This is a genomic window from Serpentinicella alkaliphila (genome assembly GCF_018141405.1).
Classification (GTDB): Bacteria; Bacillota; Clostridia; order Peptostreptococcales; family Natronincolaceae; genus Serpentinicella; species Serpentinicella alkaliphila.
Genome location: NZ_CP058648.1, coordinates 3,065,504 through 3,090,131 on the forward strand (window position 1 = coordinate 3,065,504; position 24,628 = coordinate 3,090,131).

The 24,628-nt window shown below is 32.2% G+C and carries 28 protein-coding genes and 2 riboswitches; of the genes, 3 read left to right on the forward strand and 25 right to left on the reverse strand.

Annotation, left to right across the window (positions count from 1 at the left end; all coding sequences use genetic code 11):
* Positions 1-105 precede the first annotated feature (105 nt).
* Positions 106-1,329 carry a UV DNA damage repair endonuclease UvsE gene (gene uvsE, locus HZR23_RS15625; protein WP_132848927.1) on the forward strand — a complete coding sequence of 408 codons (1,224 nt, stop codon included), beginning with the start codon at positions 106-108 and terminating at the stop codon, positions 1,327-1,329.
* Here the strand turns inward: uvsE and HZR23_RS15630 are convergent.
* The 11 genes from HZR23_RS15630 to HZR23_RS15680 form a co-directional block, all read right to left on the reverse strand.
* Positions 1,326-1,691, reverse strand: a complete 366-nt coding sequence (locus HZR23_RS15630) for a DUF192 domain-containing protein (RefSeq protein ID WP_132848928.1) — start codon at positions 1,689-1,691, stop codon at positions 1,326-1,328. The two genes, uvsE and HZR23_RS15630, sit on opposite strands and share 4 nt — an antisense overlap.
* A gap of 5 nt (positions 1,692-1,696) precedes the next feature.
* Entirely contained in the window at positions 1,697-2,617 is a 921-nt protein-coding gene (locus HZR23_RS15635) for a type II secretion system F family protein (RefSeq protein WP_243098241.1), read from the reverse strand.
* Between the two features lie 12 nt (positions 2,618-2,629).
* Complete coding sequence (locus tag HZR23_RS15640; protein ID WP_132848929.1) at positions 2,630-3,592, reverse strand: type II secretion system F family protein; 963 nt, start codon at positions 3,590-3,592, stop codon at positions 2,630-2,632.
* An 18-nt stretch (positions 3,593-3,610) separates the two neighbouring features.
* The gene (locus HZR23_RS15645) at positions 3,611-4,963 is read right to left on the reverse strand and encodes a CpaF family protein (RefSeq protein ID WP_132848930.1); all 1,353 of its coding nucleotides are present in this window, start codon (positions 4,961-4,963) and stop codon (positions 3,611-3,613) included.
* An 11-nt stretch (positions 4,964-4,974) separates the two neighbouring features.
* On the reverse strand, positions 4,975-6,195 hold the full coding sequence (locus HZR23_RS15650) for a response regulator (RefSeq protein WP_165913718.1): 1,221 nt from the start codon (positions 6,193-6,195) through the stop codon (positions 4,975-4,977).
* A gap of 29 nt (positions 6,196-6,224) precedes the next feature.
* Complete coding sequence (gene cpaB / locus HZR23_RS15655; protein WP_165913719.1) at positions 6,225-6,941, reverse strand: Flp pilus assembly protein CpaB; 717 nt, start codon at positions 6,939-6,941, stop codon at positions 6,225-6,227.
* Positions 6,942-6,958: 17 nt separating this feature from the next.
* Positions 6,959-7,864 carry a TadE/TadG family type IV pilus assembly protein gene (locus HZR23_RS15660; RefSeq protein ID WP_132848933.1) on the reverse strand — a complete coding sequence of 302 codons (906 nt, stop codon included), beginning with the start codon at positions 7,862-7,864 and terminating at the stop codon, positions 6,959-6,961.
* A 10-nt stretch (positions 7,865-7,874) separates the two neighbouring features.
* On the reverse strand, positions 7,875-8,276 hold the full coding sequence (locus HZR23_RS15665) for a TadE/TadG family type IV pilus assembly protein (protein WP_132848934.1): 402 nt from the start codon (positions 8,274-8,276) through the stop codon (positions 7,875-7,877).
* A gap of 2 nt (positions 8,277-8,278) precedes the next feature.
* Positions 8,279-8,785, reverse strand: a complete 507-nt coding sequence (locus HZR23_RS15670; RefSeq protein WP_132848935.1) for an A24 family peptidase — start codon at positions 8,783-8,785, stop codon at positions 8,279-8,281.
* A 62-nt stretch (positions 8,786-8,847) separates the two neighbouring features.
* Positions 8,848-9,039 carry a Flp family type IVb pilin gene (locus tag HZR23_RS15675; protein ID WP_132848936.1) on the reverse strand — a complete coding sequence of 64 codons (192 nt, stop codon included), beginning with the start codon at positions 9,037-9,039 and terminating at the stop codon, positions 8,848-8,850.
* A gap of 131 nt (positions 9,040-9,170) precedes the next feature.
* Positions 9,171-9,256: riboswitch (cyclic di-GMP riboswitch) on the reverse strand.
* A 106-nt stretch (positions 9,257-9,362) separates the two neighbouring features.
* The gene (locus tag HZR23_RS15680; protein ID WP_132848937.1) at positions 9,363-10,136 is read right to left on the reverse strand and encodes a hypothetical protein; all 774 of its coding nucleotides are present in this window, start codon (positions 10,134-10,136) and stop codon (positions 9,363-9,365) included.
* Between the two features lie 167 nt (positions 10,137-10,303).
* On the opposite strand from HZR23_RS15680, the gene speD reads away from it, so the two are divergent.
* Positions 10,304-11,131 (forward strand): adenosylmethionine decarboxylase, encoded by an 828-nt coding sequence (gene speD, locus HZR23_RS15685; protein WP_334295598.1) that lies wholly within the window; start codon positions 10,304-10,306, stop codon positions 11,129-11,131.
* A gap of 27 nt (positions 11,132-11,158) precedes the next feature.
* On the opposite strand, the gene HZR23_RS15690 is transcribed toward speD, so the two are convergent.
* The 12 genes from HZR23_RS15690 to HZR23_RS15745 all read right to left on the reverse strand — a co-directional run bounded on the left by HZR23_RS15690 (position 11,159) and on the right by HZR23_RS15745 (position 21,186).
* Positions 11,159-11,662 (reverse strand): hypothetical protein, encoded by a 504-nt coding sequence (locus HZR23_RS15690; protein ID WP_132848939.1) that lies wholly within the window; start codon positions 11,660-11,662, stop codon positions 11,159-11,161.
* A gap of 116 nt (positions 11,663-11,778) precedes the next feature.
* Positions 11,779-11,985 carry a DUF1657 domain-containing protein gene (locus HZR23_RS15695; protein WP_132848940.1) on the reverse strand — a complete coding sequence of 69 codons (207 nt, stop codon included), beginning with the start codon at positions 11,983-11,985 and terminating at the stop codon, positions 11,779-11,781.
* Positions 11,986-12,010: 25 nt separating this feature from the next.
* Positions 12,011-12,364 (reverse strand): stage V sporulation protein AE, encoded by a 354-nt coding sequence (gene spoVAE / locus HZR23_RS15700; protein WP_132848941.1) that lies wholly within the window; start codon positions 12,362-12,364, stop codon positions 12,011-12,013.
* Positions 12,365-12,377: 13 nt separating this feature from the next.
* Positions 12,378-13,379 (reverse strand): stage V sporulation protein AD, encoded by a 1,002-nt coding sequence (gene spoVAD, locus HZR23_RS15705; RefSeq protein ID WP_132848942.1) that lies wholly within the window; start codon positions 13,377-13,379, stop codon positions 12,378-12,380.
* The gene (spoVAC, locus tag HZR23_RS15710) at positions 13,380-13,859 is read right to left on the reverse strand and encodes a stage V sporulation protein AC (protein ID WP_132848943.1); all 480 of its coding nucleotides are present in this window, start codon (positions 13,857-13,859) and stop codon (positions 13,380-13,382) included.
* Between the two features lie 11 nt (positions 13,860-13,870).
* Positions 13,871-14,731, reverse strand: coding sequence for a DUF421 domain-containing protein (locus HZR23_RS15715; protein WP_132848944.1), 861 nt, complete (start codon positions 14,729-14,731; stop codon positions 13,871-13,873).
* Between the two features lie 13 nt (positions 14,732-14,744).
* Positions 14,745-14,951 carry a DUF1657 domain-containing protein gene (locus HZR23_RS15720; protein WP_132848945.1) on the reverse strand — a complete coding sequence of 69 codons (207 nt, stop codon included), beginning with the start codon at positions 14,949-14,951 and terminating at the stop codon, positions 14,745-14,747.
* A gap of 354 nt (positions 14,952-15,305) precedes the next feature.
* The gene (gene rarD, locus HZR23_RS15725) at positions 15,306-16,238 is read right to left on the reverse strand and encodes an EamA family transporter RarD (protein ID WP_132848946.1); all 933 of its coding nucleotides are present in this window, start codon (positions 16,236-16,238) and stop codon (positions 15,306-15,308) included.
* Positions 16,239-16,342: 104 nt separating this feature from the next.
* Positions 16,343-17,992 carry a glutamine--tRNA ligase/YqeY domain fusion protein gene (locus tag HZR23_RS15730; protein WP_132848947.1) on the reverse strand — a complete coding sequence of 550 codons (1,650 nt, stop codon included), beginning with the start codon at positions 17,990-17,992 and terminating at the stop codon, positions 16,343-16,345.
* A 100-nt stretch (positions 17,993-18,092) separates the two neighbouring features.
* Positions 18,093-18,986, reverse strand: coding sequence for a tRNA epoxyqueuosine(34) reductase QueG (gene queG, locus HZR23_RS15735; RefSeq protein ID WP_132848948.1), 894 nt, complete (start codon positions 18,984-18,986; stop codon positions 18,093-18,095).
* A 119-nt stretch (positions 18,987-19,105) separates the two neighbouring features.
* A complete protein-coding gene (locus tag HZR23_RS15740; RefSeq protein WP_132848949.1) occupies positions 19,106-19,687 on the reverse strand; it encodes an ECF transporter S component in 582 nt (193 codons plus the stop codon).
* A gap of 131 nt (positions 19,688-19,818) precedes the next feature.
* The gene (locus tag HZR23_RS15745; protein ID WP_132848950.1) at positions 19,819-21,186 is read right to left on the reverse strand and encodes a DEAD/DEAH box helicase; all 1,368 of its coding nucleotides are present in this window, start codon (positions 21,184-21,186) and stop codon (positions 19,819-19,821) included.
* Between the two features lie 292 nt (positions 21,187-21,478).
* A riboswitch (cyclic di-AMP (ydaO/yuaA leader) is annotated at positions 21,479-21,613 on the forward strand.
* Positions 21,614-21,619: 6 nt separating this feature from the next.
* Here HZR23_RS15745 and HZR23_RS15750 point away from each other — a divergent pair.
* Positions 21,620-22,558: a peptidoglycan-binding protein gene (locus tag HZR23_RS15750; protein WP_165913720.1), complete on the forward strand. Its 939-nt coding sequence runs from the start codon at positions 21,620-21,622 to the stop codon at positions 22,556-22,558.
* A gap of 102 nt (positions 22,559-22,660) precedes the next feature.
* Here HZR23_RS15750 and HZR23_RS15755 read toward each other — a convergent pair whose 3' ends face one another.
* Both HZR23_RS15755 and HZR23_RS15760 read right to left on the reverse strand, forming a co-directional pair.
* Positions 22,661-23,452, reverse strand: coding sequence for a CsxC family protein (locus tag HZR23_RS15755; RefSeq protein WP_132848952.1), 792 nt, complete (start codon positions 23,450-23,452; stop codon positions 22,661-22,663).
* A 228-nt stretch (positions 23,453-23,680) separates the two neighbouring features.
* Positions 23,681-24,487: a CsxC family protein gene (locus tag HZR23_RS15760; protein ID WP_132848953.1), complete on the reverse strand. Its 807-nt coding sequence runs from the start codon at positions 24,485-24,487 to the stop codon at positions 23,681-23,683.
* Positions 24,488-24,628: the final 141 nt, after the last annotated feature.

Below are 24,628 nucleotides of genomic sequence, written 5' to 3' on the forward strand. Positions count from 1 at the left end.
CCTGCGGGAGTTCATAATAAGAGAAATATCCTATATGATTCTTAGCGTTAAATATAATTAAATCTGTATATACTATGTTCATATGTAAATAAAGAGGTGTTTTGTATGAAAATAGGCTATGCTTGTATTTCTCTTGGTGTTAATTATAAAACTAATAGAAGATTTATTTTAAAAAATTTTACAGTTGATAAGTTTTTAGAAACTAGTAGGTCGAATCTTTTGGACTTAAATAAAATATTAAAATACAACATAGACAATAGAATTTACCTATTTAGAATAAGTTCTGATATTATTCCCTTTGGGAGCCATGAAATTAATACTATAAATTGGACAAAGGCTTTTAAGGATGAGCTGCTTGAAATTGAAAAATTCATTAAAAATAATAGCATTAGAGTATCCATGCATCCTGGCCAGTACACTGTATTAAACTCTCCGGACCAGCAAACTGTTATAAAATCAATTAAGGACATAGAATACCACTGTACTTTTCTAGACTCATTGAACGTAGACTACAGCTGTAAAATAATAATACACGTTGGAGGAGTATATAATAACAAACAAGAGTCCCTTATGCGATTTAAACAAAACTTTAAATTGTTATCGAGCTCCTCAAAAAAAAGATTGGTTATTGAAAACGATGAGCGGTCCTATAATATTTCTGATGTTTTACAATTAAGTGATAGCATAGGTATACCAGTTATTTTTGATAATCTCCACCACAACTTAAACCCATCTTTATCTACGAACCTAACTGAAATTTTACATAAAGTTAGTAAAACCTGGAGTAATTTAGATGGATCCATGAAACTACACTATTCGGATATGGCGCAAAACAAAAAAGTCGGTGCTCACTCCGACTTCGTTGATACATCTAACTTTATTAAGTTTTATAATGAAGTACTATCCTTTTCTCCAGACATCATGCTAGAAGTTAAAGATAAGGATCTATCAGCAATTAAATGTATTAATTGTGTAAATTCAAATTTCGTAGATATAAATAAAATCTGGAATAAATATAAATTTACAGTACTTGAACGAAGTCAATCTGTTTATTCGAATTGTATTATGGTTGTAGATAATGGAGAGGTCTTAAAACTATACGAACTAATAGACGAAGCATTAGCTCTTCCTGTCAAAAAAGAAAGTCTAATTAATGCTTTAAATCTTATTGACTGCTATTTAGAAGATGTAATCATGTATAAAGAAAAAGTACTACTCAAAACACTAATAGCCAAAGGGGATTTCTCAAAAGCTAAAACCTTATTACATAGATTATCGGCAAAATACAATATTAGCGGTTTGCTTAATTCATATTACTTTATATATTAAAATAAACACTCTTCAAAAACAAGTATATCCTCTTTCTTTACTTGTTTTTTCTTTACTAACCCTGCCTTAAATTCTATGGCATACTTCGCATCTTTAACCCTTGCCCTTGAACCAGGTATTATATTATCTATACAGCTAATTACTTTCTTATCCTTATCTAAAAAAATAATGTCAATGTTAAATTTCATTCCATAGCAATGGATTTCAGAGCAAGGGTATAGAATTAGAGCCTCTTCATCTTCAATATTGTCTCTACCTATAAGTCCTTTTAGTCGTAGCCAAAAGGTGTCTGCTAATACCACTTTACTTGCTAATATTTCGCCATTTCTGCTATTTAATATTTTATATTTTGTCTTTTCCATATCTACTACCCCAAACTTTCTATTAATTGTATTGCAGCTGGCCCTAAAAGTACTAAAAATAATGTTGGAAATATAAAAAATACCATCGGAAGAAGCATCTTTATAGGAGCTTTCATTGCTTTCTCTTCTATCCTTTGCTTTCTAATCTGCCTCATTTGTTTAGACTGAATTCTTAGAACATTACCAATACTTACTCCTAATTGGTCGGCTTGTATGATCGCACCAATAAAAGTATTCAAATCCTCAACTCCAGTTCTATCTCCTAAATCTTTAAGAGCATCTCTTCTAGTTTTACCCATCTTTATCTCCTGGAGTGTTTTGCTAAATTCATAGGAAATTGGTCCTTTTGTTTTCTTTACAACTTTCTGAATTGCCGCGTCAAACCCTAATCCTGATTCCACACTAACCGTTAAAAGATCTAATACATCTGGTAGCTCTTTAGACATATCCCCCTGCCTGTTTTTAATTTTAATTCTAATGAATAAATCAAATATTACACGACTAAACACTAGCCCCCATAAGACACTTAATACTTGATTGATTAAATCAGTTTTACTTAAATAAGCTAGTATAAATACACAAATAACTAAAATAGTTGTAAACCCATAATAAAGTGTCAGAAACTCACTTGAAGTTAAATCCCATGGATTACCAGCCAGCATTAGCTTTTTCTCTAGTATATCTTTTTTTCTAATAGGTACAACTCGCTGAGTTATATTCGCCAACCAGCTTATAACGGGTTTAACAATCCTGTCTGCAAAGGATTTTTGTAATTCCTCATCATAGGTAGAGTTTTTAGAAGAACTATAAACTTTTAGACGTTCTAATCGTGTATTCATATTAATCTTATCTTTATAGAGTAATACTAATAATAAATAGACTAAACTCGAGATAAAAATAAAAACTGAAATTGTTATTAGTAGCATTTATCCTCACTCCTATACTTCAATATCAACAACTCTTTTAATTAAAATAACTCCAACTATCTCAGAAAGTAACCCACCAAATAGTATCATTAAACCTACTCTAGATTTTACCATTACATTCATATATGACGGGTTTATAAGCATTAAGATAGCAAATAAAATAGGTGGCATTAATCCAATAATTAGTCCTGATATTCGTCCCTGTGCTGTAAGTGTTTTAATTTCACCTTTAATTCTAATTCTCTCCCTTATTGTAAATGAGATATTATCTAGAATTTCTGCGAGATTCCCACCTATTTGTCTTTGAATTAACACAGCGGTGATAAGCAATTCTAAATCTTCACTCTCTGCCCTTTTTGTTAAATTAATTAGTGCATCATCTATTGTAGTTCCTAAATTTATTTCTCTATTTGTTTTTCTTAACTCATTTGCTAAAGGGCCATTCATTTCTTTACCTACTAAGTCTATAGCTTGTTGAAAACTATACCCTGCTCTTAAAGAATTAGCCATAACCGTTAAGCAATCTCCAATTTGAAGATTTATCTTTTCAGCTCTAGTTCGTCTTTTTCTCTGTATAATTACTTGAGGAACTGAAACACATAGAATAGATAATATCAAAATAGGACCTACCCCTCCAAGTATAACGCCCCCAATAATTACACTAAAGATTAAACCTAAAATGTTTAACCCTAAAAACTCTTCGCCTCTCATAGGAATTTCAGCCTTTAACAGTTGATTTTCTAGTTTTTTAGTCAAGGTTACTGTAACAAAGAATTTACCAATAATACGCAAGATGTTCTTTTTACTTATTTTTTGATTCTCCTTTGATTCCTCGATAAAGGCATTTTTATGGAGCTCCGAATAGTTTTTTAACCGTAATGCTATAGGGCTTTTTTTACTTCCAATACTTAAGTAAAGTCCTAATAGAGACAATAGTACTGTCATAAAAACTAAAGTTGAAATAATTGGTTCCATATTCTCCCCCTTTTCTATTTAAGATGGTAAAAATATTTCTCTTGGTAGCTTTACTCCCTCTTCATCTAGCTTTGTTAGAAACTTTGGCACAATTCCTGTAGCTCTATGTTGACCAACAATATTTCCTTTAGTATCTATGCCATTTTGAATAAACATAAATATATCCTGAAGGACGATTGTGTCTCCTTCCATTCCAACCACTTCTGTAATATGTGTGATTTTTCTTGAACCATCTCTTAGTCTACTCTGTTGAACTATAACATCAATCGCTGACGCAATTTGCTCCCTTATAGCCCTTACCGGAAGCTCCATACCTGACATTAAAACCATAGTTTCCAATCTAGATAACATATCTCTAGGGGTATTTGCATGTCCAGTAGTTAATGAACCATCATGTCCTGTGTTCATAGCCTGAAGCATATCTAAGGCTTCCCCGGAGCGTACCTCACCTACTACTATTCTATCTGGGCGCATTCTCAAAGAGTTTTTAACTAAATCCCTCATTGTAATTGCACCTTTACCTTCAATATTTGCTGCTCTAGTCTCAAGAGTTATTACATGATCTTGATTTAACTGTAGCTCAGCCGCATCCTCTACAGTTACTATTCTTTCGTCATTAGGAATAAAAGAAGAAAGGACATTTAATGCAGTTGTTTTACCACTCCCTGTACCACCTGAAATTACAATATTTAGTTTTGATTTAACGCAGGCCTCTAAAAAACGGGCCATATTTGGTGTTAACGTGCCAAATTTAATCAAATCCTGGATCCTTAATGGATCTTTAGAAAATTTTCTAATTGTAATACTTGGGCCTTTTAAAGCTAGTGGTGGTATAATCGCATTTACCCTGGAACCATCTGGTAATCTTGCATCTACCATAGGCATACTTTCATCAATTCTTCTTCCTATAGGTGACACAATTTTATCAATTATATGCATCACATGTTTGTTATCCCTAAACACTATGTCAGTTAAAACTAATTTTCCTTTTTTTTCTACATATACTTGTTTTGGACTATTTACCATAATTTCCGATATAGTTTCGTCATTAATTAGAGACTCTAAGGGCCCCAATCCAATTACTTCGTTTATAATTTCTAATGCAATGCTTTGACGTTCCGAATATGGCAGAAAACCAGCATCTCTATCTAAAATAGTTTTAACCAAATCCCTGACATTGTCCTCCAACAAATCGTCAGAATAATTGTTCTTTTTAATCTCCTTATCCATCTCATCAATTACTTCTTTATGAATTCTAATTTTTAAATCCTCATATTTATCCTTTTTTTCATCTTTATTTAATTTCTTCTCTTTATCTAATAATAGTGTGTCTGGCAATTTTTGCTTTTCTATACGCTGTAATAAAGACATCTACTCCACCCCTATCCAAAAAACTTAAATAAAGATCGTTTTGACTTAGAAGCTTCTAAGTCTTTTTGATAACCGTAGTCCTCAATAACCATTTTAGCGATATCCTCTATTGCCTTACTAATCTTTGAATTTGTTTTGTTCATAATAAATGGAACCCCTCTGTTAGCAGCTTTTACAACTAGTTTACCATCGCTAGGCATAAGATTTGCTAAATTAAACTCTAACGTATTCTCAACATCCCGAGGAGTAATCCCAAAATCTTCAGAAGCCCTATTTAAAACCAACTTTGTTTTATCTTTATAATGTAATGTATCTAAAAGATCCAAGCTTAACTTCATATTTTTAATTGCAGGTAGATCCATAGACATAATTAAAACTATCTGATTTGAAATATCCAAGGCACCTAAAGTAGTTTCATGAAAAAAAGGAGGAGTATCTATTATCACGTAATCATAATGATTTCTAAGTACTGTTAATATCTCGAGCACATTTTCTGCATTTATTAGTTCTGAATCCTCAGGTCTAATTGGAGCAGGTAATATTTTTATTCCAGATAGATGGGGGATTAAATAGCTTTCTAATAGGTCAATATCAATTTTATTTCTCTCTTGCACTAATTCAGAAATGCTTTTCTTTGGTAAAATATTTAGAAATACAGCTACATCACCAAACTGCAAATCTAAATCTACTAATACAACTTTTTTCATGGTCTCCTTTGCTATTTGAATAGCCAAATTTACTGATAAAGTTGTTTTCCCTGCACCACCCTTAGTCCCAAATACCGTAACGATTTGAGGTGCTTTATGTTTATGCTTAACATTTAGAATTTTAGAATTTTCTAAAGCTGCCAATTTCTTTTTTTCATTATGATATACTCTTCTAATACAATCAGTAAGTTCTTCATCAAGAAATGGTTTAACTAAATAGTCCTTAGCCCCGGCCTGCATAGCCTTTTTAAAATATTCTAAGTCTCTTCTATCACTTATGATTATTGTTGGAATATTGGGATATCTTGAAACTACTTTTTCTGTCACAGTTATGCCATCTGGAGCTGACATATTCAAATCAACAATTAAAACATCAGGAAGCAATTGCTCAGTTTTCTTAATAGCCATTTCTCCATTATTTACCTCAGCTACTATTTTCAAATCTTCAGTTGAAGAAAATACATTTAAATAATATCCTTCATTTGCAACTAAATCACTAGCTATTAACACTCTTATTTTGTCCATAATTACACCTCCCAACATTACATTACTAGTTATTTAAGAAAGTCTTCTGCTATAAAAGGTTTTGAATAGAATTTTGAATCGTCTATAGGAGAACGTAGTAATAAATTAATCGTTCCTCTTTGATTAGCCATCTGCAACTGTATAGACTCTTCTAATGACACTGCTAAAGTTACAGTTTTAGCGTCTACTGGATTCTGAGCATTTTCTCCTGTACGTATAGTTAATGCTTTTCCTATAGCTAAAACTTCTATATCCTGAAGTACTGCAAGTGAGTGGGGTTTTGATTGATTATTCGTAATATCAATAGAAATTACGGAAATAATATCTACCTTGTCCCCAGGCCTTATTAGTCCAGAAACACCACTTACTTCATCAACAGGCACTGACATAGCCCTTTTACCCTCTGGTATCATATATGCTAGACCTTCTTTGTAATCTCCACGCTCAACAATTTGATTATTGAAGATGCTTTGTCCGACAGTAAAATCCACTAAAGATATTCTACCTACTACGTCTCTTATTTCTAATACCTCATTTGCATGCTTATATTTTGAAGGTATCTTCCTATGCTCTAACATATTCCCTGTAATTACTGTCTTCTCAGGAATTACTTGTTTTGCTACTACTATTTCTACATATTCAGTAGTATCTATAGTCTTTTTAAAGTTATTTAAATATGTATAGGTTAATATGGCTGCTATTAATCCAAAGGCTATTGCTAAAATAAACACTACTTTGTTTTTCATATATTGTCCCCCATTCATTAGTGCGTAAGTTTAGTTCCATATAAACCATAATCAGGCCCGTTATAATCTATCTCTCCAGAGGTTACGGTTCTAACAAATTTTCCTGTTATTATACTATCGTTACCTTGGCCAGTAACTGCATCTACTAAAAATACTGAAAAACCTAGAACTTTAACCTTTTTACTTTCTATAAATTCTATTACAGGTACTTTTAAGAGTCTGTCACAGTTTGGATTAAATTTTTCAGCATTACAAAAAGGCGTATGATTACACCTTCCAATCCTATAGTCGATGGCTCTTTTAGTAGGATTAGACATGTTACCGGTTTCAATATCTAATATATCTCCAATTCTAATACTTCCTTTAAAACCATAGGTGAGATTATCTTCATAAACCTTTGCTCCTGGCTTAGAAAGGGCTAAGGCTCCAAACCAACCTGTACTACCATCGCCTCCCCCTACCTTTAGGGTATAGGTTTGACCAAATACAAAGTTATAATTTTGAATTCCAAGTGGCACTGCCCCACTTGCACCAACTATAGGTGCCACCTGTGCAATAGCGCTACCATCTACATTTCCAATGCCAAATCCTAAAATTTTTGCAAATAAAAGCTCAACTTTCCTTTCATATTCGACTTTAATTCCTCTGTTATTATTAAATATTTCTACATTTAATTTTTCTGGATTTATACCATTAGTAGCGGCATACTCTTTAGCTTTATCTACTGCCATAGTTGGAGAGTATGGTAGCTCTTGTACTCCAGCTAAAGCAGCGGCATCTATTGCATTTGAAATTTTAGCTTCTGTTATATACAACAAACCACCATCAACAACTAATGCAACGCATCCTATTAGTACTACCATTAATAAGGCTACAATAATTACTGTACTTCCGTTCTCATTATTTAATAATCTACGTATCATAGGCTACCTCCTACTCATACCTCATCGTTACTTGTGATGAAACCTTATATGAACCCCCTGTAAATACCGAAATAAATGGTGCATAAATTTGTACAGGATACTCTACTTTTACTGTAATCCCATTCCCTCTAACTCTAGAAATTTGACCAGGTGATATATTAACAACTACTTTACTATCATTTAATTGGAGTGCTGAGGTTCTGTTTTTCACTAAAGAAATAATCTCCGTATCTTCTGTTCCTACCGCTGCGGCCCTTGCACCTTCCCTTGCTCCATGTGTAACCATTAGATATGTACCAAATATTCTACCAAACTCTACTATTCCAAAAACTAAGAGAAGAAGTATTGGCAAAACCAAGGCTAGTTCAACTAATGCCTGTCCTCTATTTTCTTTCTTTAGTCTTATTAGCATCCCTACGCCCCCAATATGCAAAATGCAAGCATTGCACCTATTGATATAGCAACTCCATAGGGGAACATATATTTGTCTTCATCCCCAATAAATGAAATTATTTTAAACTTAGAGATAATCATCAACTTAAGACCTAAGATTATATTTTTTAGTGTTCTAAACACTTTTTTTCTATAAACTAATATTGCTAATGCAATGATACCACCTGTAATTCCCGTTGCTAAAAAAGTATAGAATATGAACTTCGGTCCTTTTATTGCTCCTATTGTTGCTAATAGTTTTACATCTCCGGCACCAATACCACCATATATAAAAGGAATAATTAGAAAAAAAAGGCCCATTAAAAAACCGAATCCACTGATTTTCAAGCCTATTAAACCATCTTTCCATATATTCATTCCTATACCTATAATTAATGCTGGTAGTAGTACTTTATTATATATTTTTCTTTCCTTTAGATCTGTAACAAAGCAGATTAAAAGAGTTACACCAACGATAATGTTTTCCATAATCTCACATCCTTTTTTAAAAAATAGGTCCTACTATTAAGTAGGACCTTTCTTTAATTATGCTAACTTTGACTTGGACTCGTTGCTTCATTAAGTTGTGGGTTATTAGTTATACTCTCAAAGATTTCAACTAATTTACCTCTAAAGGCTACTAATACAGTTATAAGTAGAACTGATACAATTCCAATTATTAATCCATATTCCGTCATACCTTGTCCTTCTTCTTCTTTCCATAACCTTTTTAATACGTTCATTTTTCTTACCCCCTAATTTAATTTTTTGTTTAGACTACTGTTCTAGGAACAGCTGCTGGGGTACCTGTTAAAAAAAACCACTCATCCGTTGACGAGTGGGTTATATTTTAGAAAACAGGATAAATATATACCCTCGCAACTGGCTGGCATAGTGATTGTCACCTTAGCCCCTTTAGCTTTGCGTCACTACCTTTCGATAGCTTTGCCAAAATATTTTGTTTTACTTCTTGATATTATTATATTCGACAGATTTCAAGGAGTAAATATTCCAATATTCCTAAATTATAATGAACAAATAGCACTAATATACTGGGCATATCGTATTAATAGTATAAGGATTTTCTCCTACGCCTTTTAACCATAGTAACAATTATAACAATAGCTAAAATACCACTCATTAACCAGCTAGGCCTTGAAATAATTGGAATCGTAAGAAATCTATATGCTATTCCGAAAAATGCCCAAATAAATACTAGGCTAAATAATATGTCTTTATAAATTAATGTTACTATTGCAGATATTAATGTTGCCAAACTCAGCATTATAATAGTCCAGTATTCTAGGCTCATTCCAAACCTATTCCAATTCAATGAATACAACATAATATTAAAATTAGAAATTGCTGCTACACATATCCAAGCCAAATATATTATAAAAGGATATTTAACTAATATTTTATCTTCAAAGTATGCTCGTAAATTTGGTTGGTTTATGTTAGAATAAATTACAGTTAATACTAAAATAAGTGCTACTAAAGTAAAAAAAGAAAGTACAAAATATTCATAGTGCCAAAAAAATAGCCAAGCTATATTTAATACTGAACTTAAAGCAAACCAATAACTAACTAAATTAATAAACGGGTTTTTTCTTTGTGATTTAAGCATTTGAAAAATTGTAAAACAAAAAAGCAATGCATAAATCAATATCCAAATATAAAATACATATGGAGCAGGTATAAAATAGATTGGAAACCTTTCTGCTATTTCACCAGTGGTCCGATTGTTTAAAGGTAAATAATTTGCTAAACCATTGGCTATTAATAGTAATATGAAAGTAATCATATTAACATAGGCTCTTGTTTTATTATATCTCAACATACAATTACTCCTTTCTCATAATTTATTTTGCCCCAATATTTGATTTTGAATAATTTTTTTATCGATTATAATTATTTTGTTAGGGTATTTACTAAATAAAAATACCCCAACAAACAAATAATAAATTATAATATATTAAATATTTTGCTTAATAATTATGAATTGAGGTGCTTAGATTGAAAATAAAAACGATTAAAAAATTAAAGCTATATGGTTTTAATAATTTAACTAAAACCCTAAGCTTTAATATTTATGACATCTGCTATGCTAGAACAGAGGAAGACAGAAAAGGCTATATAGAATATATTGATGAACAATATAATGCTGAGAGACTTACTAATATCCTTACTAATGTTGCAAACATTATCGGAGCTAATGTTCTAAATATCGCTAAACAAGATTATGATCCTCAAGGAGCCAGTGTAACAATTTTAGTCTCTGAAGGGGAGATTCATCCTAAAGATGCTGAACATTTTGATGATAATGAGTCTCCTGGACCACTACCTGAATCAGTTGTAGGTCACTTGGATAAAAGTCATATCACCGTTCATACTTATCCTGAGAGTGACCCAGATAAAGGTATTAGTACATTTAGAGCTGATATTGATGTATCCACCTGTGGAAAGATTTCTCCATTGAAGGCTTTAAATTATCTTATTCACAGCTTTGATTCAGATATCATTACTATTGATTATAGAGTCAGAGGCTTTACACGTGACATTACAGGAAAAAAATATTTTATTGATCACAAAATAAACTCTATTCAGAACTATATAGCATCCGAGACTAAAGAACTTTACCATATGATAGATGTGAATATTTATCAGGAGAATATTTTCCATACAAAAATGATACTTAAACAATTCGAGCTTGATAACTATTTATTTGGTGTATCTAAGAAGGAGCTTATACCTAAGGAAAGAAAACGAATAAAACAAAGATTAAAACACGAAATGACTGAAATATTCTACGGTAGAAATATACCAAAAGTTTGAAGAGGTGATAATTCACCTCTTCCTTTTTTATTGTTCTAATTTAAATGAATTAATAATTGCTTCATATATTTCACCTTCAATATCAGGTAATGCTCCATAAAACTCATACATCATATTACCGTCATAAAAAATTGTTGTTTTAAGCAAACGTGTTATTCCATCTTTATCTGACTGAACTGTATACTCATAAATTGTTATGTCATTTAGTTTATCAACTCTTACAGGCTCAAACAAACTATTGCTTGCTTCCTTTGAAGATAATTTTATTTCAATATCATTATCAATCCAATCAAATAAATCCAATAGTTCTTTTCTTTCACTACTAAATTGTATTATCTGTCCTGTGGATGTTTCTTGAATAAAAGAGTCCTCTACCCTATCCCAAGTGGATGGATATAAAATTGACCATCCATTAGCAGCCATGTACTTCTTATTATTACTATTTGTTTCCTCTGCATATCTGCATCCTAAAACATTAGAAAATATAATAAATACAAATATAATAAAAAATGCCTTTTTTATTATCCACACCCCCTCCACAATTATTTATTTTAATAATATATTCGTGTCCAATAAATATATTATTAATAAACTTATCTTTGTAGCGGAATTTTGTAAAAAAGCTGATATACTATCAGCTTTTTTATTTATTGTTGCTTATATTGTGGCTCCTGACTTTGGATATATTTATTTCTCTGTTCTAATGTTTGAAGTGCATTATCTAAACTTTGAGCAATTGATTGAAAATCTTGCTTTGCTTTTTTATCTTCAGTTTGAAGAGCAAAAGTTTTAAGAGATGCAGATGCACTTTGAATCCCAGCCATTACCTGCTGCATTTGAGTTCCTACTGTCACTTAATCACCTCCTTCGTATATATACTTAACCTTTTGGCCTAAAAAATAAGGCTACAAGAAAACCAAAGATAATTGCTGATGATATTCCAGCACTTGTAACTTCAAAGATCCCTGTCAAAATCCCTACAATACCGGATTTTTGTGATTCAGCAAAAGCCCCTTTAACTAAAGCATTTCCAAAACTACTAATTGGTACTGAAGCTCCGGCACCCGCAAACTTAATAAGGGGCTCATATAATCCTAACCCTCCTAGTATCGCCCCTACAACAACTAAACTAACTGTAGTGTGGGCTGGAGTTAACCTTAATACATCTATCATTAATTGTCCTATTACACAAATACCGCCACCAACTATAAATGCCCAAATAAACTTTTCCAAAATACCACCTCTTCTACATTTCTATTGATACAGCATGGGCAACACAAGGAATACTCTCTTTTTGTTGATATGATAATGGAGATAGTAAAGCCCCTGTAGCTACTACTAAAATTTTCTTTAATTCTCCACTATTCATACGATTCATAAAATGTCCATATGTTACAGTAGCAGAACATGCACATCCACTTCCACCTGCTATCACTGGCTGATCTTTTTTATAAATCATAAGCCCACAATCCACCAGTATTTTCTCTGGTATTATTACTCCATGCTCTTTTAATAAATCCGCAGCTATTTGATGTCCAACCAATCCTAAATCACCAGTTGCTATTAAATCATAATAATCTGGCTCTATATTTAAATCTCGGAAATGGGCTTCTATAGTCTCCACAGCTGCTGGTGCCATGGCTGCACCCATGTTAAATGGATCTGACAGTCCCATATCAATAACTCTTCCAATAGTAGCTGAAGTAACTCTGGGCCCTTTTCCTTCCTTTGCAACTACAGATGCACCTGCACCAGTCACTGTCCACTGAGAAGTTGGTGGTTTTTGTGCACCATACTCAGTTGGATATCTAAATTGTTTCTCTACAGAAGAGTTATGGCTACTGGCACTTGCTACTACATAATTTGCTGCTCCACTATTTACTAATTGGGCTGCTAATGCTAAACCTTGCATTGAACTAGAGCATGCACCAAATATCCCTAAGAATGGAATTCCTAATGTTCTAGCAGCAAAGCTACTAGATATTATTTGATTCATTAAGTCTCCACTTAGTAAAAACTGTATGTCTTCCTTTTTTAGGTTTGCTTTATCTATTGCCTTTTGACATGCTTGTTCTAACATAACTTTTTCTGCCTTTTCAAAGCTATCCTGCCCAACCCATATATCTTGATGAAGTATATCAAAATCTTCACTTAATGCACCCTCTGCTTCAAAAGGTCCGCCTACAGCAGAAGAAGAAATAATTATAGGTTTATTTTGAAATATCCAAGATTGATGTCCTTTAAGCATCTACATACCACCTAACCATTCAAGTGTAATTTTAATTAAACCTATTACAAAAGCAGAAAATACACCATAAGTAATAACTGGACCTGCAATTTTGAACATATTTCCACCTACGCCTAATACGTAACCCTCGCTTCGATGTTCCATAGCAGCTGACGCTACAGTATTAGCAAAACCAGTAACTGGAATTATTGTTCCACCACCAGCAAACTGAGCAATATGATCATATACTCCTAATCCTGTAAGTAAAGCAGATATCATAATTAGTACTGCGACTGTTGGATTTGAAGCTGTAACTTCATCAAACTCAAAATATGTCATAAACATCCATTGAAGGAACTGTCCAAAGGTGCATATAAGACCCCCAACTAAAAATGCTTTACAACAGTTTAAAAAAACTGATCTTTTTGGCTCTCTTTGTTTAGCAAAATCCTGATATTTTTGTTGCGTTGGAGTCAACTTTTTCTTCTTATTACTAGACATATCCTCACCCTCTATCTCATTAAATATGGTTCTAACTTTCTTATTATCATTTCAAGTTTTTGCACGTTTCTGTTATACATCTGTTTAGCATCGTCATCTTGTGTTTCTAAAGCAAAAGTAGTTAGATTGGCCTGAGATTTCTCTAAGCTTGCAAATAACATTTCCCTTACAGATGGCTGAGGCAATTGAATTTTATCATCAAATAAATCTAAATATAAATCCCCCGAAGAGTCTACTTGACCAATAAATACATTATCTAACGAAACCCCAATCGATTCTAACTGATTCATTAACCAATTACTATTTAATCCAATATTACTTAAGGATTCATTAATTACATTTCCATCTAGAATAACTGTTTGTGGTGAAGTTTGAGGGTTTACTTTTACACCTAAGTGAGCTGGAGTGATCGGCATATTATCTGGTTTTAATAATATATTAATTTCACCACTCGGCTCCATCATCGCAAACTCAACATTCATTAAACTAAATACTTCTTTTGACCTAAGCTCTTTCAGTAAATCCTCACCAGTTAGCCTAGCAAGTTTTAAATTATCTTCTAGTACCTTTCCATTTTTAACTAGAATAAGCTCTCTGCCATTTATCCAATTAGATGCTAATTTACTTTTAAGACTTAGGAAATCAAGAACTATAGGAAGAAGCACCCATACAGATAAAGCAACTACTCCAATAGCAATATCATTAATAATATTAACCGATATAAGAGCTGCAATTATCGCTATAACCACGTAATTAATAAAATTAAATGCGGTCATTCTACCTACATTTTTTTTACTAACGACTCGTGCTAATATAAATACAGTAAAAAAAAGAATGACAGACCTTAGTAAAATTTCTATCCAGTTTATCATATGATTACCTCACTTAAAATCCTTTGTATTGTGGTTCTTCAAACTCCAAAACTTTTAACCTTTTTTCTAAATCTAAAATAATTTCATCCAGTAATTTTGAGGCTTCCATATATGTATCCTTTGATTCTTTTGGGCCTGACTGAATGGAATAAAGTTTCAATGTAGCATTGGTCCCCTTTAAATCAGCAATTGTTTTCTTTACCTTCATACCTACAGTCATAAATCTTCCTCCAAAATTGTTATTTCTACTCTTATATTTTTTATTTTTATATGTTTATTTATTCGTTATTTGCATGTTTATTTTAGTAAGCAGTATTCTTTTTCTCTTTTTTATTTATATATTGGTAATAGTAAATTTAAAAAGTTACAATAAAAAAAGACCACATAAAAATGGAGGCCACTGAAAAAGTGCTTAAATAAAATTTATAAAATGAATGCAAAAAAACAGAGCTCTCAGAATCGCTTCTAAGGCTCTTTTTTCATCATTATATAAATATTTGACTACCAAAAAACACTATAAAAATTTAAAAAGTTACTTTTTCAGTAGCCTCTAAAAATGTAGTCTCTAATATATTTATTTAGTATGAGTTATTGATTTTCTAAACTTTATGAAATCAAGTTTAAATGTAGATAAAGTATAAACAATTAGTGCTAGCCAAATAAAACTAAAGCTTAGTAAATGGAGTTTATTAAACTCCTCTTTGAACAAAAACACTCCTAACATAAGACTTAAAGTAGGTGCAATATATTGCAGAAACCCAATTGTCGCAAACTCCACTTTCTGTGCTCCTCTAGCAAACCATAGTAATGGTGTAGCTGTAACAACACCAGCAAAAGCCAGAATTATCATTGTTGCAGAGGACAGTCCTATGATAGTCCCTGTTCCATTTACCATTTTATATATTACGAAAGCTAATGCAAAAGGTGTTAATACAACAGTTTCTAAGGCTAGACCTATAATTGAATCTACAGCTAATAGCTTTTTGATAAGTCCATACAAAGCAAAAGTTATAGCTAATATTAATGCTACCCAAGGCATACGACCGTATTGGAATGTCATAACAGCAACACCTATTAATGCTAGACCTATAGCTCCAGTCTGACCTTTATTAAACTTCTCCTTTAACACAGTTGCACTTAGTAGTGCTACAACTAATGGGTTTATATAGTAACCCATACTAGCCTGAACAACAAAATTTGAGTTAACTGCCCATATATACGTAAACCAGTTTAAACTAATAATTAAAGAAGCTGAAAGTAATAAAATTATATTTCTTTTATTAGTTAAGTTTTCTTTAACTCTCTTATAACTTCCGTTCCATATAAGTAAAACAGAAACAAACACAAAGGACCATATTATCCTATTTGCAAGAATTTCCCCAGGTGAAACAGCTTTAAGTAGTTTCCAATAAATAGGTAGGAGCCCCCAGGCAGTATATGATGCAGCTGCATATAAAATACCTACCTTTCTATCTTGCTCTAGTGATAGACTAACTTCTTCTTTCATCTCTTTCCCTTCTTCCAATAAAATATAAACTAATTATACAACAATTAATGAAGTTGAATATACACAAAATATATTCTACTAAAAAAGACTGCATAGCAGCCTTTTTAAAGTTTAAATGAACTTTTTAATGAAACTATTCTATTAAATACTAACTTTCCATTAGTTGTGTTTTTAGGATCTACATTGAAATATCCATGTCTAAACAATTGGAATTTATCCTGCGGTTTTGCATCCTTCATATTTAATTCTACAAAACCTTCCACTATTTCTAAAGAGTTTGGATTAATATTATCTAAAAAGTTATCACTTTCTTCTTGACCATCTAATATTAATGGTTCATATAGCCTGAATTCTGCTGGCATCGAGTTATTTGCATCAACCCAATGAAGAGTACCCTTAACTTTTCTACCTGTAAACCCAGAACCACTTTTAGTTTCTTGATCATAAGTACAACGAAGCTCCACTACATTTCCGTCAGAATCCTTAATCACTTCTTCACACTTAATAAAATATGCATGCTTTAGACGTACTTCATTACCTGGAAATAATCTAAAATATTTGCTTGGAGGATTCTCCATAAAGTCCTCTTGCTCTACATATATTTCTCTGGAAAAAGGTATTTGTCTAGTTCCTGCTGTTACATCATCAGGGTTATTTTCAGCATCTAACATTTCTACTTGACCTTCTGGATAGTTTGTAATTACTACCTTAAGTGGTTTAAGTACTGCCATTGTTCTTGGTGCCTTTGAATTTAAATCTTCCCTAATAAAATGCTCTAACATTTGTTCATCTACTACGCTATTATTTTTAGCAACTCCGATTTCCCTACAAAAATTACGTAAAGCTTCGGGTGTATACCCCTTTCTTCTTAAACCAGCAATTGTTGGCATTCTCGGGTCATCCCACCCATCAACTACACCTTCATCTACAAGCAACTTTAACTTTCTTTTACTCATTACCGTATTAGTAACATTCAATCTTGCAAATTCGATTTGTTGAGGTTGACTTTTCATCTCACATTCTCTTACAACCCAATCATATAATGGCCTATGATCTTCAAATTCTAATGTGCAAATTGAATGAGTAATATCTTCAATTGCATCCTCTAATGGATGGGCGTAATCATACATAGGATATATACACCACTTATCACCTGTATTATGATGATGTGCATGTACTATTCTATAAATAACTGGATCTCTCATATTTATATTAGGAGATGACATGTCAATTTTGGCTCTTAAAACCTTTACACCATCCTTAAATTCTCCATTTCTCATTCGTTCAAATAAATCTAAATTTTCTTCAACGGATCTGTTTCTATAAGGGCTTTCTTTTCCTGGCTCCGTCAATGTCCCTCTGTGAGCTCTAATCTCCTCTGCATTTAAATCACAAACAAAGGCCTTCCCTTTTTTAATAAGTAGCACTGCCCTATCATACATTTCTTCAAAGTAATCTGATGCAAAGTATAGGTTATCCCAATCAAAACCAAGCCACTTAACATCTTCTTTAATTGACTCTACATATTCAGTATCCTCTTTAGTAGGATTTGTATCATCAAATCTTAGGTTTGTTTTTCCTTTAAACTCATCTGCCAATTCAAAGTTCAGTACAATTGCTTTCGCATGTCCAATATGTAAATAGCCATTAGGCTCTGGTGGAAAACGTGTAATAATTTCCTTATGCTTACCAGATTCTAAATCTTTAATTACGATATTTCTAATAAAGTTAGAGCTTGTTGTCTTGTTCTCCATAAAAATTTTCTCCTTCCTAGTGTACAAACTGCTTTTTCCTCTATATTTAAATAAATATATCACAAATTTAACAAATTTTCTATGTATCAATTTCTTATTTTTATTTGTTTTTCATAATCTCTAAATTTCTAAGCAATACGTTTTTACCTCTCCATGCAAAGGCCCTATCCTTATATCTTCTTATAAACTCTTTATTTGATATATTTCTTAACTCCTCTTCGTTCAAATTAACAATAAGATTCTCTTTGAACTCATCTATATTTGTAGTATGTATATACTTGTTATGAGGGCATACCTCCTGACAAATGTCACACCCATATATCAATGTACCTTTTTTTAAAACTTCTACTTCATCATCACTTAGTTCCCTTTTTATTTGTGTAATATATGCTCTGCACATTCTTGGATCTATATCAAAGTTTCCTAATATAATTTGACCTGGGCACATTTTTATACAGTCACAACATTTAATACAAGTTTTTTCAATAGGCTTATCTGGTTCAAAATAGTAGTTATTAATTATATAACCAATAAACACATAAGATCCGTACTTATCAGTAATTATGTGACTATTTATACCGAAATATCCTAATCCAGCTAAATATGCTAAATATCTATCTGATAAAGGTCCAGTATCTACATATGATTGAAACTTAAACCCTTCGATTTTGTTAGTAAGGAATTGTCCTATACTATCGAGCTTTTCCTTTATGACAATATGATAATCTTTACCATAAGTGTATTTTGAAAGATTTGATTCCAGTTGTTCACAAATGTAGTACGGGAATAAGCATACTATAATAGATTTAGCTTCTGCCATTGTTAACTTAGGATCGATTCTAAGCTCTATATTCTGTTCTTCAAGCCCAGTTAAGTGATTAGAATTAACCCTAGCCATTAATATCTTTTTTAATTCTCCATAAGGCCCTATTGGCGCAATTCCAACTGAATCAATATTTAAATTTAGACAATACTCTCTAAGGGTCTCTTTCATATAATTATACTCCATATACAATTTCTTTTATCTATTGTTACCTAACAATACGATTTTATCATAAGGATATACATATGAAAAAAGTCCTTTAATATATAATCAAAGAACTTTTCTACTAATTAGATTTTGTTTGAAATAGATTTTGTACCTTTTGAAAAGGGACTAGTTTCTATTCTTAAAATTTTTGCTACTGATTTATATACCAGTACTGTCAAAGTTGCATTGGCTACTCCCTTAAATACATTAAAAGGAATTATTACTGGTACTATCATACTCTTAACAACTTCTATAGGTACTCCTAAAAACCTTGTTGTAAAGAAAAGATTTAGAGGAATCATTATTAAAACCATACCAATTATTCCTGCTACTAAAGAAATAATTGCACCCTTAAAAGTATGAAATCTTTTATAAATAGTTCCTGCTATAATAACCATAGTTCCAGTTGAAATAATATGCATAACTGCACCAATCCAACCGCTACCAATACTTACTGTAATAGCCTGTATAGCAGATACAACTACAGTAATTAGTAATCCTGCTCCAGGACCATATAAAAACGTTGCAACTAGAATAGGTAAATCCCCTGGTTCATATTCCAAAAATGGAGCTGGTGGGAATGGAATTCTTATTGCGAACATAAGTAGTAGTGAAACTGCTGATAAAACAGCTAATTTAACCATTTTGTTTGTATCATTTCTCATTTCTAAATCCCCCTAAAAGTAAATTTTCCGATAGCTAGACTAGGGAAAATAAAAGTACATTTCAACTCTTATAAGATTAATAAATCAACATATATATACTATCATTTTATACAAATTGTGTCAAATTTTGTTTATTTTCTCTTTTTATTTTGAGGTCTACTAGCAGCCTTAGGTTTCGGTCCTTCACTACTCTTCTTTATCGGTTTATCCTCAAGCTTGGGTTTTGGTTTCTGACTTCTAATGGTTTTCTTCTTTTCTGGTACTTTATCTTTACTTTTATTATTAGTTTTAAATTTCTTATCTTTATCATTTTCTTTAAACTCATTTTTACCTGTTCTAGGTTTTTTATCTTGCTTTGGAACCCTGTCATTCTTCTTAATCTTTTCCTGTTCAGTTTTATGCTTCTTAATAGTCATTTTTATTCCTTTTTCTATAGCTAAGATATCCTCTTTGTCTTTAGGTGTAACAAAAGTTACAGCTACACCAGAGTGACCTGCTCTTCCAGTTCGTCCGATTCTATGGATATAACTTTCTGTATCAAATGGAATGTCATAATTTATAACATGGGTAACACCCTCAACGTCTAGCCCTCTTGCTGCAATATCTGTTGCCACAAGATATTGTATCTCTGCATCTCTAAAGGATTTCATTACCCTTTCTCTTTTAGCCTGGGATAAGTCTCCATGTAATTCATCGGAGTTGAATCCTTCCTTAAGAAGTAGTTCATTTAAATGACCTGCTCTTCGTCTTGTTCTACAGAAAATGATAGCTAAGAAAGGATTATTTTCTCTTATAAATTCAAATAAAGCCCCTTGCTTACCCCTATCAGTTGTTTCTATTATTAACTGCTTTATTTCAGATAAAGTTATTTTTTCACTTTCTACTTTTACCTTTTGTGGATTTTCCATATATCTTGAAGCCAACTTTGCTATTCCATCAGGCATTGTAGCAGAAAATAACATAGTTTGTCTTCGTTTTGGAGTTTGTGCTATTATTTCTTCAACCTCCCCTAAAAAACCCATATGTAGCATCTGGTCTGCCTCATCTAAAACTAAAAACTTTAGTTGACCAAAGCTTATAGTATTTCTTCGTAAATGATCCAGCAATCTACCAGGTGTTCCTATAACAATATGAATATCTCCCTTTAACTTATGTATTTGCTTTTCTACATCTTGTCCACCATAAGCGGCCAAAATGTTTAGTCCCTTTACTGGTGCCAACTTTTTAACTTCATCAGTAATTTGTATAGCAAGTTCTCTTGTTGGTGTAACTATTAAGCCTTGTATAGCAGATTTATTTGCTTCGATATTTTCTATCATTGGCAAAACAAAGGCTAGTGTTTTTCCTGTTCCGGTTTGAGCCTGTCCAATAACATCTCTACCCTTCATTAAATATGGAATTACCTCCGTCTGTATTGGAGTAGGCACGTTTATCCTATTGTCATTTAGTTTGTTTACTATTTCCTGGCTAATGCCAAGATTATTAAAATCTTTAATCATTTATTAAACACCCTTCTTATCTTTATTTTATTTTCTATTATTTACACAATTTACAAATTCATTCTGTATTCTATCATAGTATTTGCCTAATTAATAGTATTTTAGCTATTTATTTACAAGTAAACATAATACAATTATTTATTTTAAAATATAGTACTTAAAACTTAGCCCACAATAGATTTTCCCGGTGATTTGACGGGTATAGGTATTTATTATTAATTATGTATTATATGGTATATAGCCAAAATCAGTTTACATAACTCTATTCTTTAGATATAATTTACTATGTATCACCCAATGTATGCTGAATTCTGGTAGTCAAACCAGATACGGAGGAACCAATCTTAGGGGTTAATCCATTCTCATGGTAGGGAACCTTCTATCCCGCACCCGTCAGCTAACTCCGGAAGCAATTAAGGAAGGAGAATTTTATATGTTCTTAAAAAAGAAAGGTATTATTACCTTACTTGTAGTTCTTTTAGTAGCAACACAGGTAATAGGGGTTTTTGCTAACGACTCTTTCGTAACCTTAAGATTTGGAAGTAGAGGTAGTGAGGTTGTTAGGCTTCAACAATCACTTAAAGACAAAGGATATTTCCGTAGTAATACAACTGGATACTATGGAGAAATTACACAAAATGCAGTTATTAGTTTTCAAAGAGATAACAGACTTACTGTAGACGGTATTGCTGGAAGACAAACTCAAACTGCTCTCTATGCATCTCCAACTACTACAACATCCCAAGCTAGCGCAACAACAGTATTGAAATTTGGAAGTAGAGGTAATGATGTAGTAAGGCTTCAACAGGCACTTAAAGATAGAGGTTACTTCCAAGGGAACACAACTGGATACTATGGTGAGCTTACTCAGAGAGCTGTTATTAACTTTCAAAGGGATAATAAACTTGTTGTAGATGGTATTGCTGGAAGACAAACTCAAACTGCCCTTTATTCACAAACTGCTACAGCCGTGTCTAGGGGTACAACAACAGCTAGGAACTTTAGCTCTGATGATTTATATTGGTTATCAAGAATTATCAATGCTGAAGCCAGTGGTGAACCATATCAAGGTCAAGTGGCTGTAGGTAACGTTGTCCTAAATAGGGTTTCTTCTAAGGACTTTCCTAACTCAGTATATGGTGTAATATTTGAATACTACAAAAATATTCCACAGTTTAGCCCAGTTGCTGAGGGCACTATTCACAATACTCCATCACCTTCAAGTGTAAGGGCTGCAGAAGAAGCTTTAAGGGGATCTAGACCAGTAGGTGATGCAACTTACTTCTTTAACCCTGACAAAGCAGTAGGGACATGGATTGTTAGAAACAAAACTTATGTAACAAGAATCGGTGGACATGTTTTCTATAGATAGATTATATAAAAGGTGCAAATTTGCACCTTTTATATTTTTGTACATATAATAAAACAGTTGGAAATTGTATATTTAATTCCTCTTCATTGTGTATATAATGGTTTATTTGTAACCATCCTTAAACCCACTAGAACCAATAGCAACCTGTCGATTTTGTAGAATCTTTATTTTTAAATCAAGAACTATTTTTTCTTCAACTATGTTGAATTTCCTTTCTTCAAAAGTTTTTTCATTCAACTGTGGAAAAGAAGTATTTAATGCTTCATCTAGTTCAACTATATGAGCACTTACTAAATCACAATAGGGTAAATCGTTGAAAAATTCTGTGCTTATTTGATTATACTCCGTTTTATCACTGGACAGTAACTTATCTTTAGTTCCAAACTCTTGGCCAAATAGATTTTGTTTGATTGAATATGCAAATTCACTAGAAGTATTTACTAAAATTGGAGCTGGGGATATCCCGTTAAAAATAACATCTGTAGTACAGGAAAATGGTACATCTGCCGTAAAATGTCTCAAACCGCCATAAAAGCCTCCATTTATTGAATCTGTAAGAGTAGAATATTGAATGTCTTTTCGTATAAAGCCCTTTATAAATAACATACCCGTATCATCTAATAGCAAACATTGAGTTACTTTTACTCTTTTCTTTGAATTTTTTATTTCACAGGCATACTCAGGCAATTTAATAGTTGAACTTATATTGGCACTTACAGTCAGTTCCGCTAAAACAACTGGAATTTTTGCCACTACACCGGAGGTTATAGCCTGTATGTTAATAGGAGTACTTGGACATTTACATATTGTTTCTCCTACTACAGATACTTTTGTCTCACTCTCTGGCCTATGTTTTGTCTTTGGATAGTAGTCTACTCTTACATGACTAGACATAGAGCTTACCTCCTTAAAACTTTATCTTAGGAAAGCGAATCCGTTATCCCTAGTTTATTTTATGATAAATTTAATGTTTAGTTACTTTTTAATACACTTGAATAAAATTAACATGATACTTTTTTGCACACTTAGATGTATATTTGAATATATTAGAATTGAACATAATTATAAAAAAAAGAACCCCTTTGGGGTTCTGAAGAATTATCTTATTAGTATCTAATTAAATTAGCAATCGTAGTCTGCAGCTCCAATAATTCGTGGAATTGCCACTTGACGATTTTGAAGTATTTTTAGTGTTAAATCAAGAACCATTTTTTCTTCGATTCTTTCAAACATTCTTTCCTCAAAAGGTACCTCTTTAAATGGAGGGAATGTAGGATTTAAAGCTTCATCAAGCTCAACAATTGTTGCACTTACTAAATCGCAATAAGGCAATTCATTAAAGAACTCAGTACTTACTTGATTATATTCAGTTAAGTCGCTAGATAAAAGCTTATCTTTTGTTCCAAAATCTTTACCAACTACATCCTGTCTCATATTATATACAAATTCATTTGAAGTACTATTTACAATAGGTGCCGGTGGAATACCATTAAAAGTAACATCTGTTGTACAAGTAAATGGAATATCTGCTGTAAAGTGACGAATATCACCATAAAAGCTTTGCAGTGTTGAACCTACTCTTGTTGCATATTGAATATTTTTTCTAATAAAACCTTTTATGAATAACATCCCTGTTTGTGGGACTAGGAAGCATTGAGTTACTTTTACTTTTTTCTTAATATCTTTAATTTCATATGCAAACTCAGGAAGTTTAATAATAGAATTAATGTTAACTCTTAAGGTTAATTCTGCTAATACAACTGGTATCTTAGCTACAACACCCGAAGTTATTGCAGCAATATTTGTTGGTGTACTCACGCAAGTATCAACCGTTCCGCCTGCCACACTTACTTTAGAATCAGCCTTCGGTGCATGCTTTTGAGTGTGCTTTGTCTTTGGATAATAATCAACTACTACTCTGTTAGACATTTATATTTTCCCCCTCTAATTTATATCGTCGAGGCTAGTTAATCTCCTGTCCCTAACCCTACTCCATTGTATGGGGAATACTTAGTTTTGGTAACCTATAATAAAACTAGTTTAGAAAAAATTTTTCAACTACTTTTTATA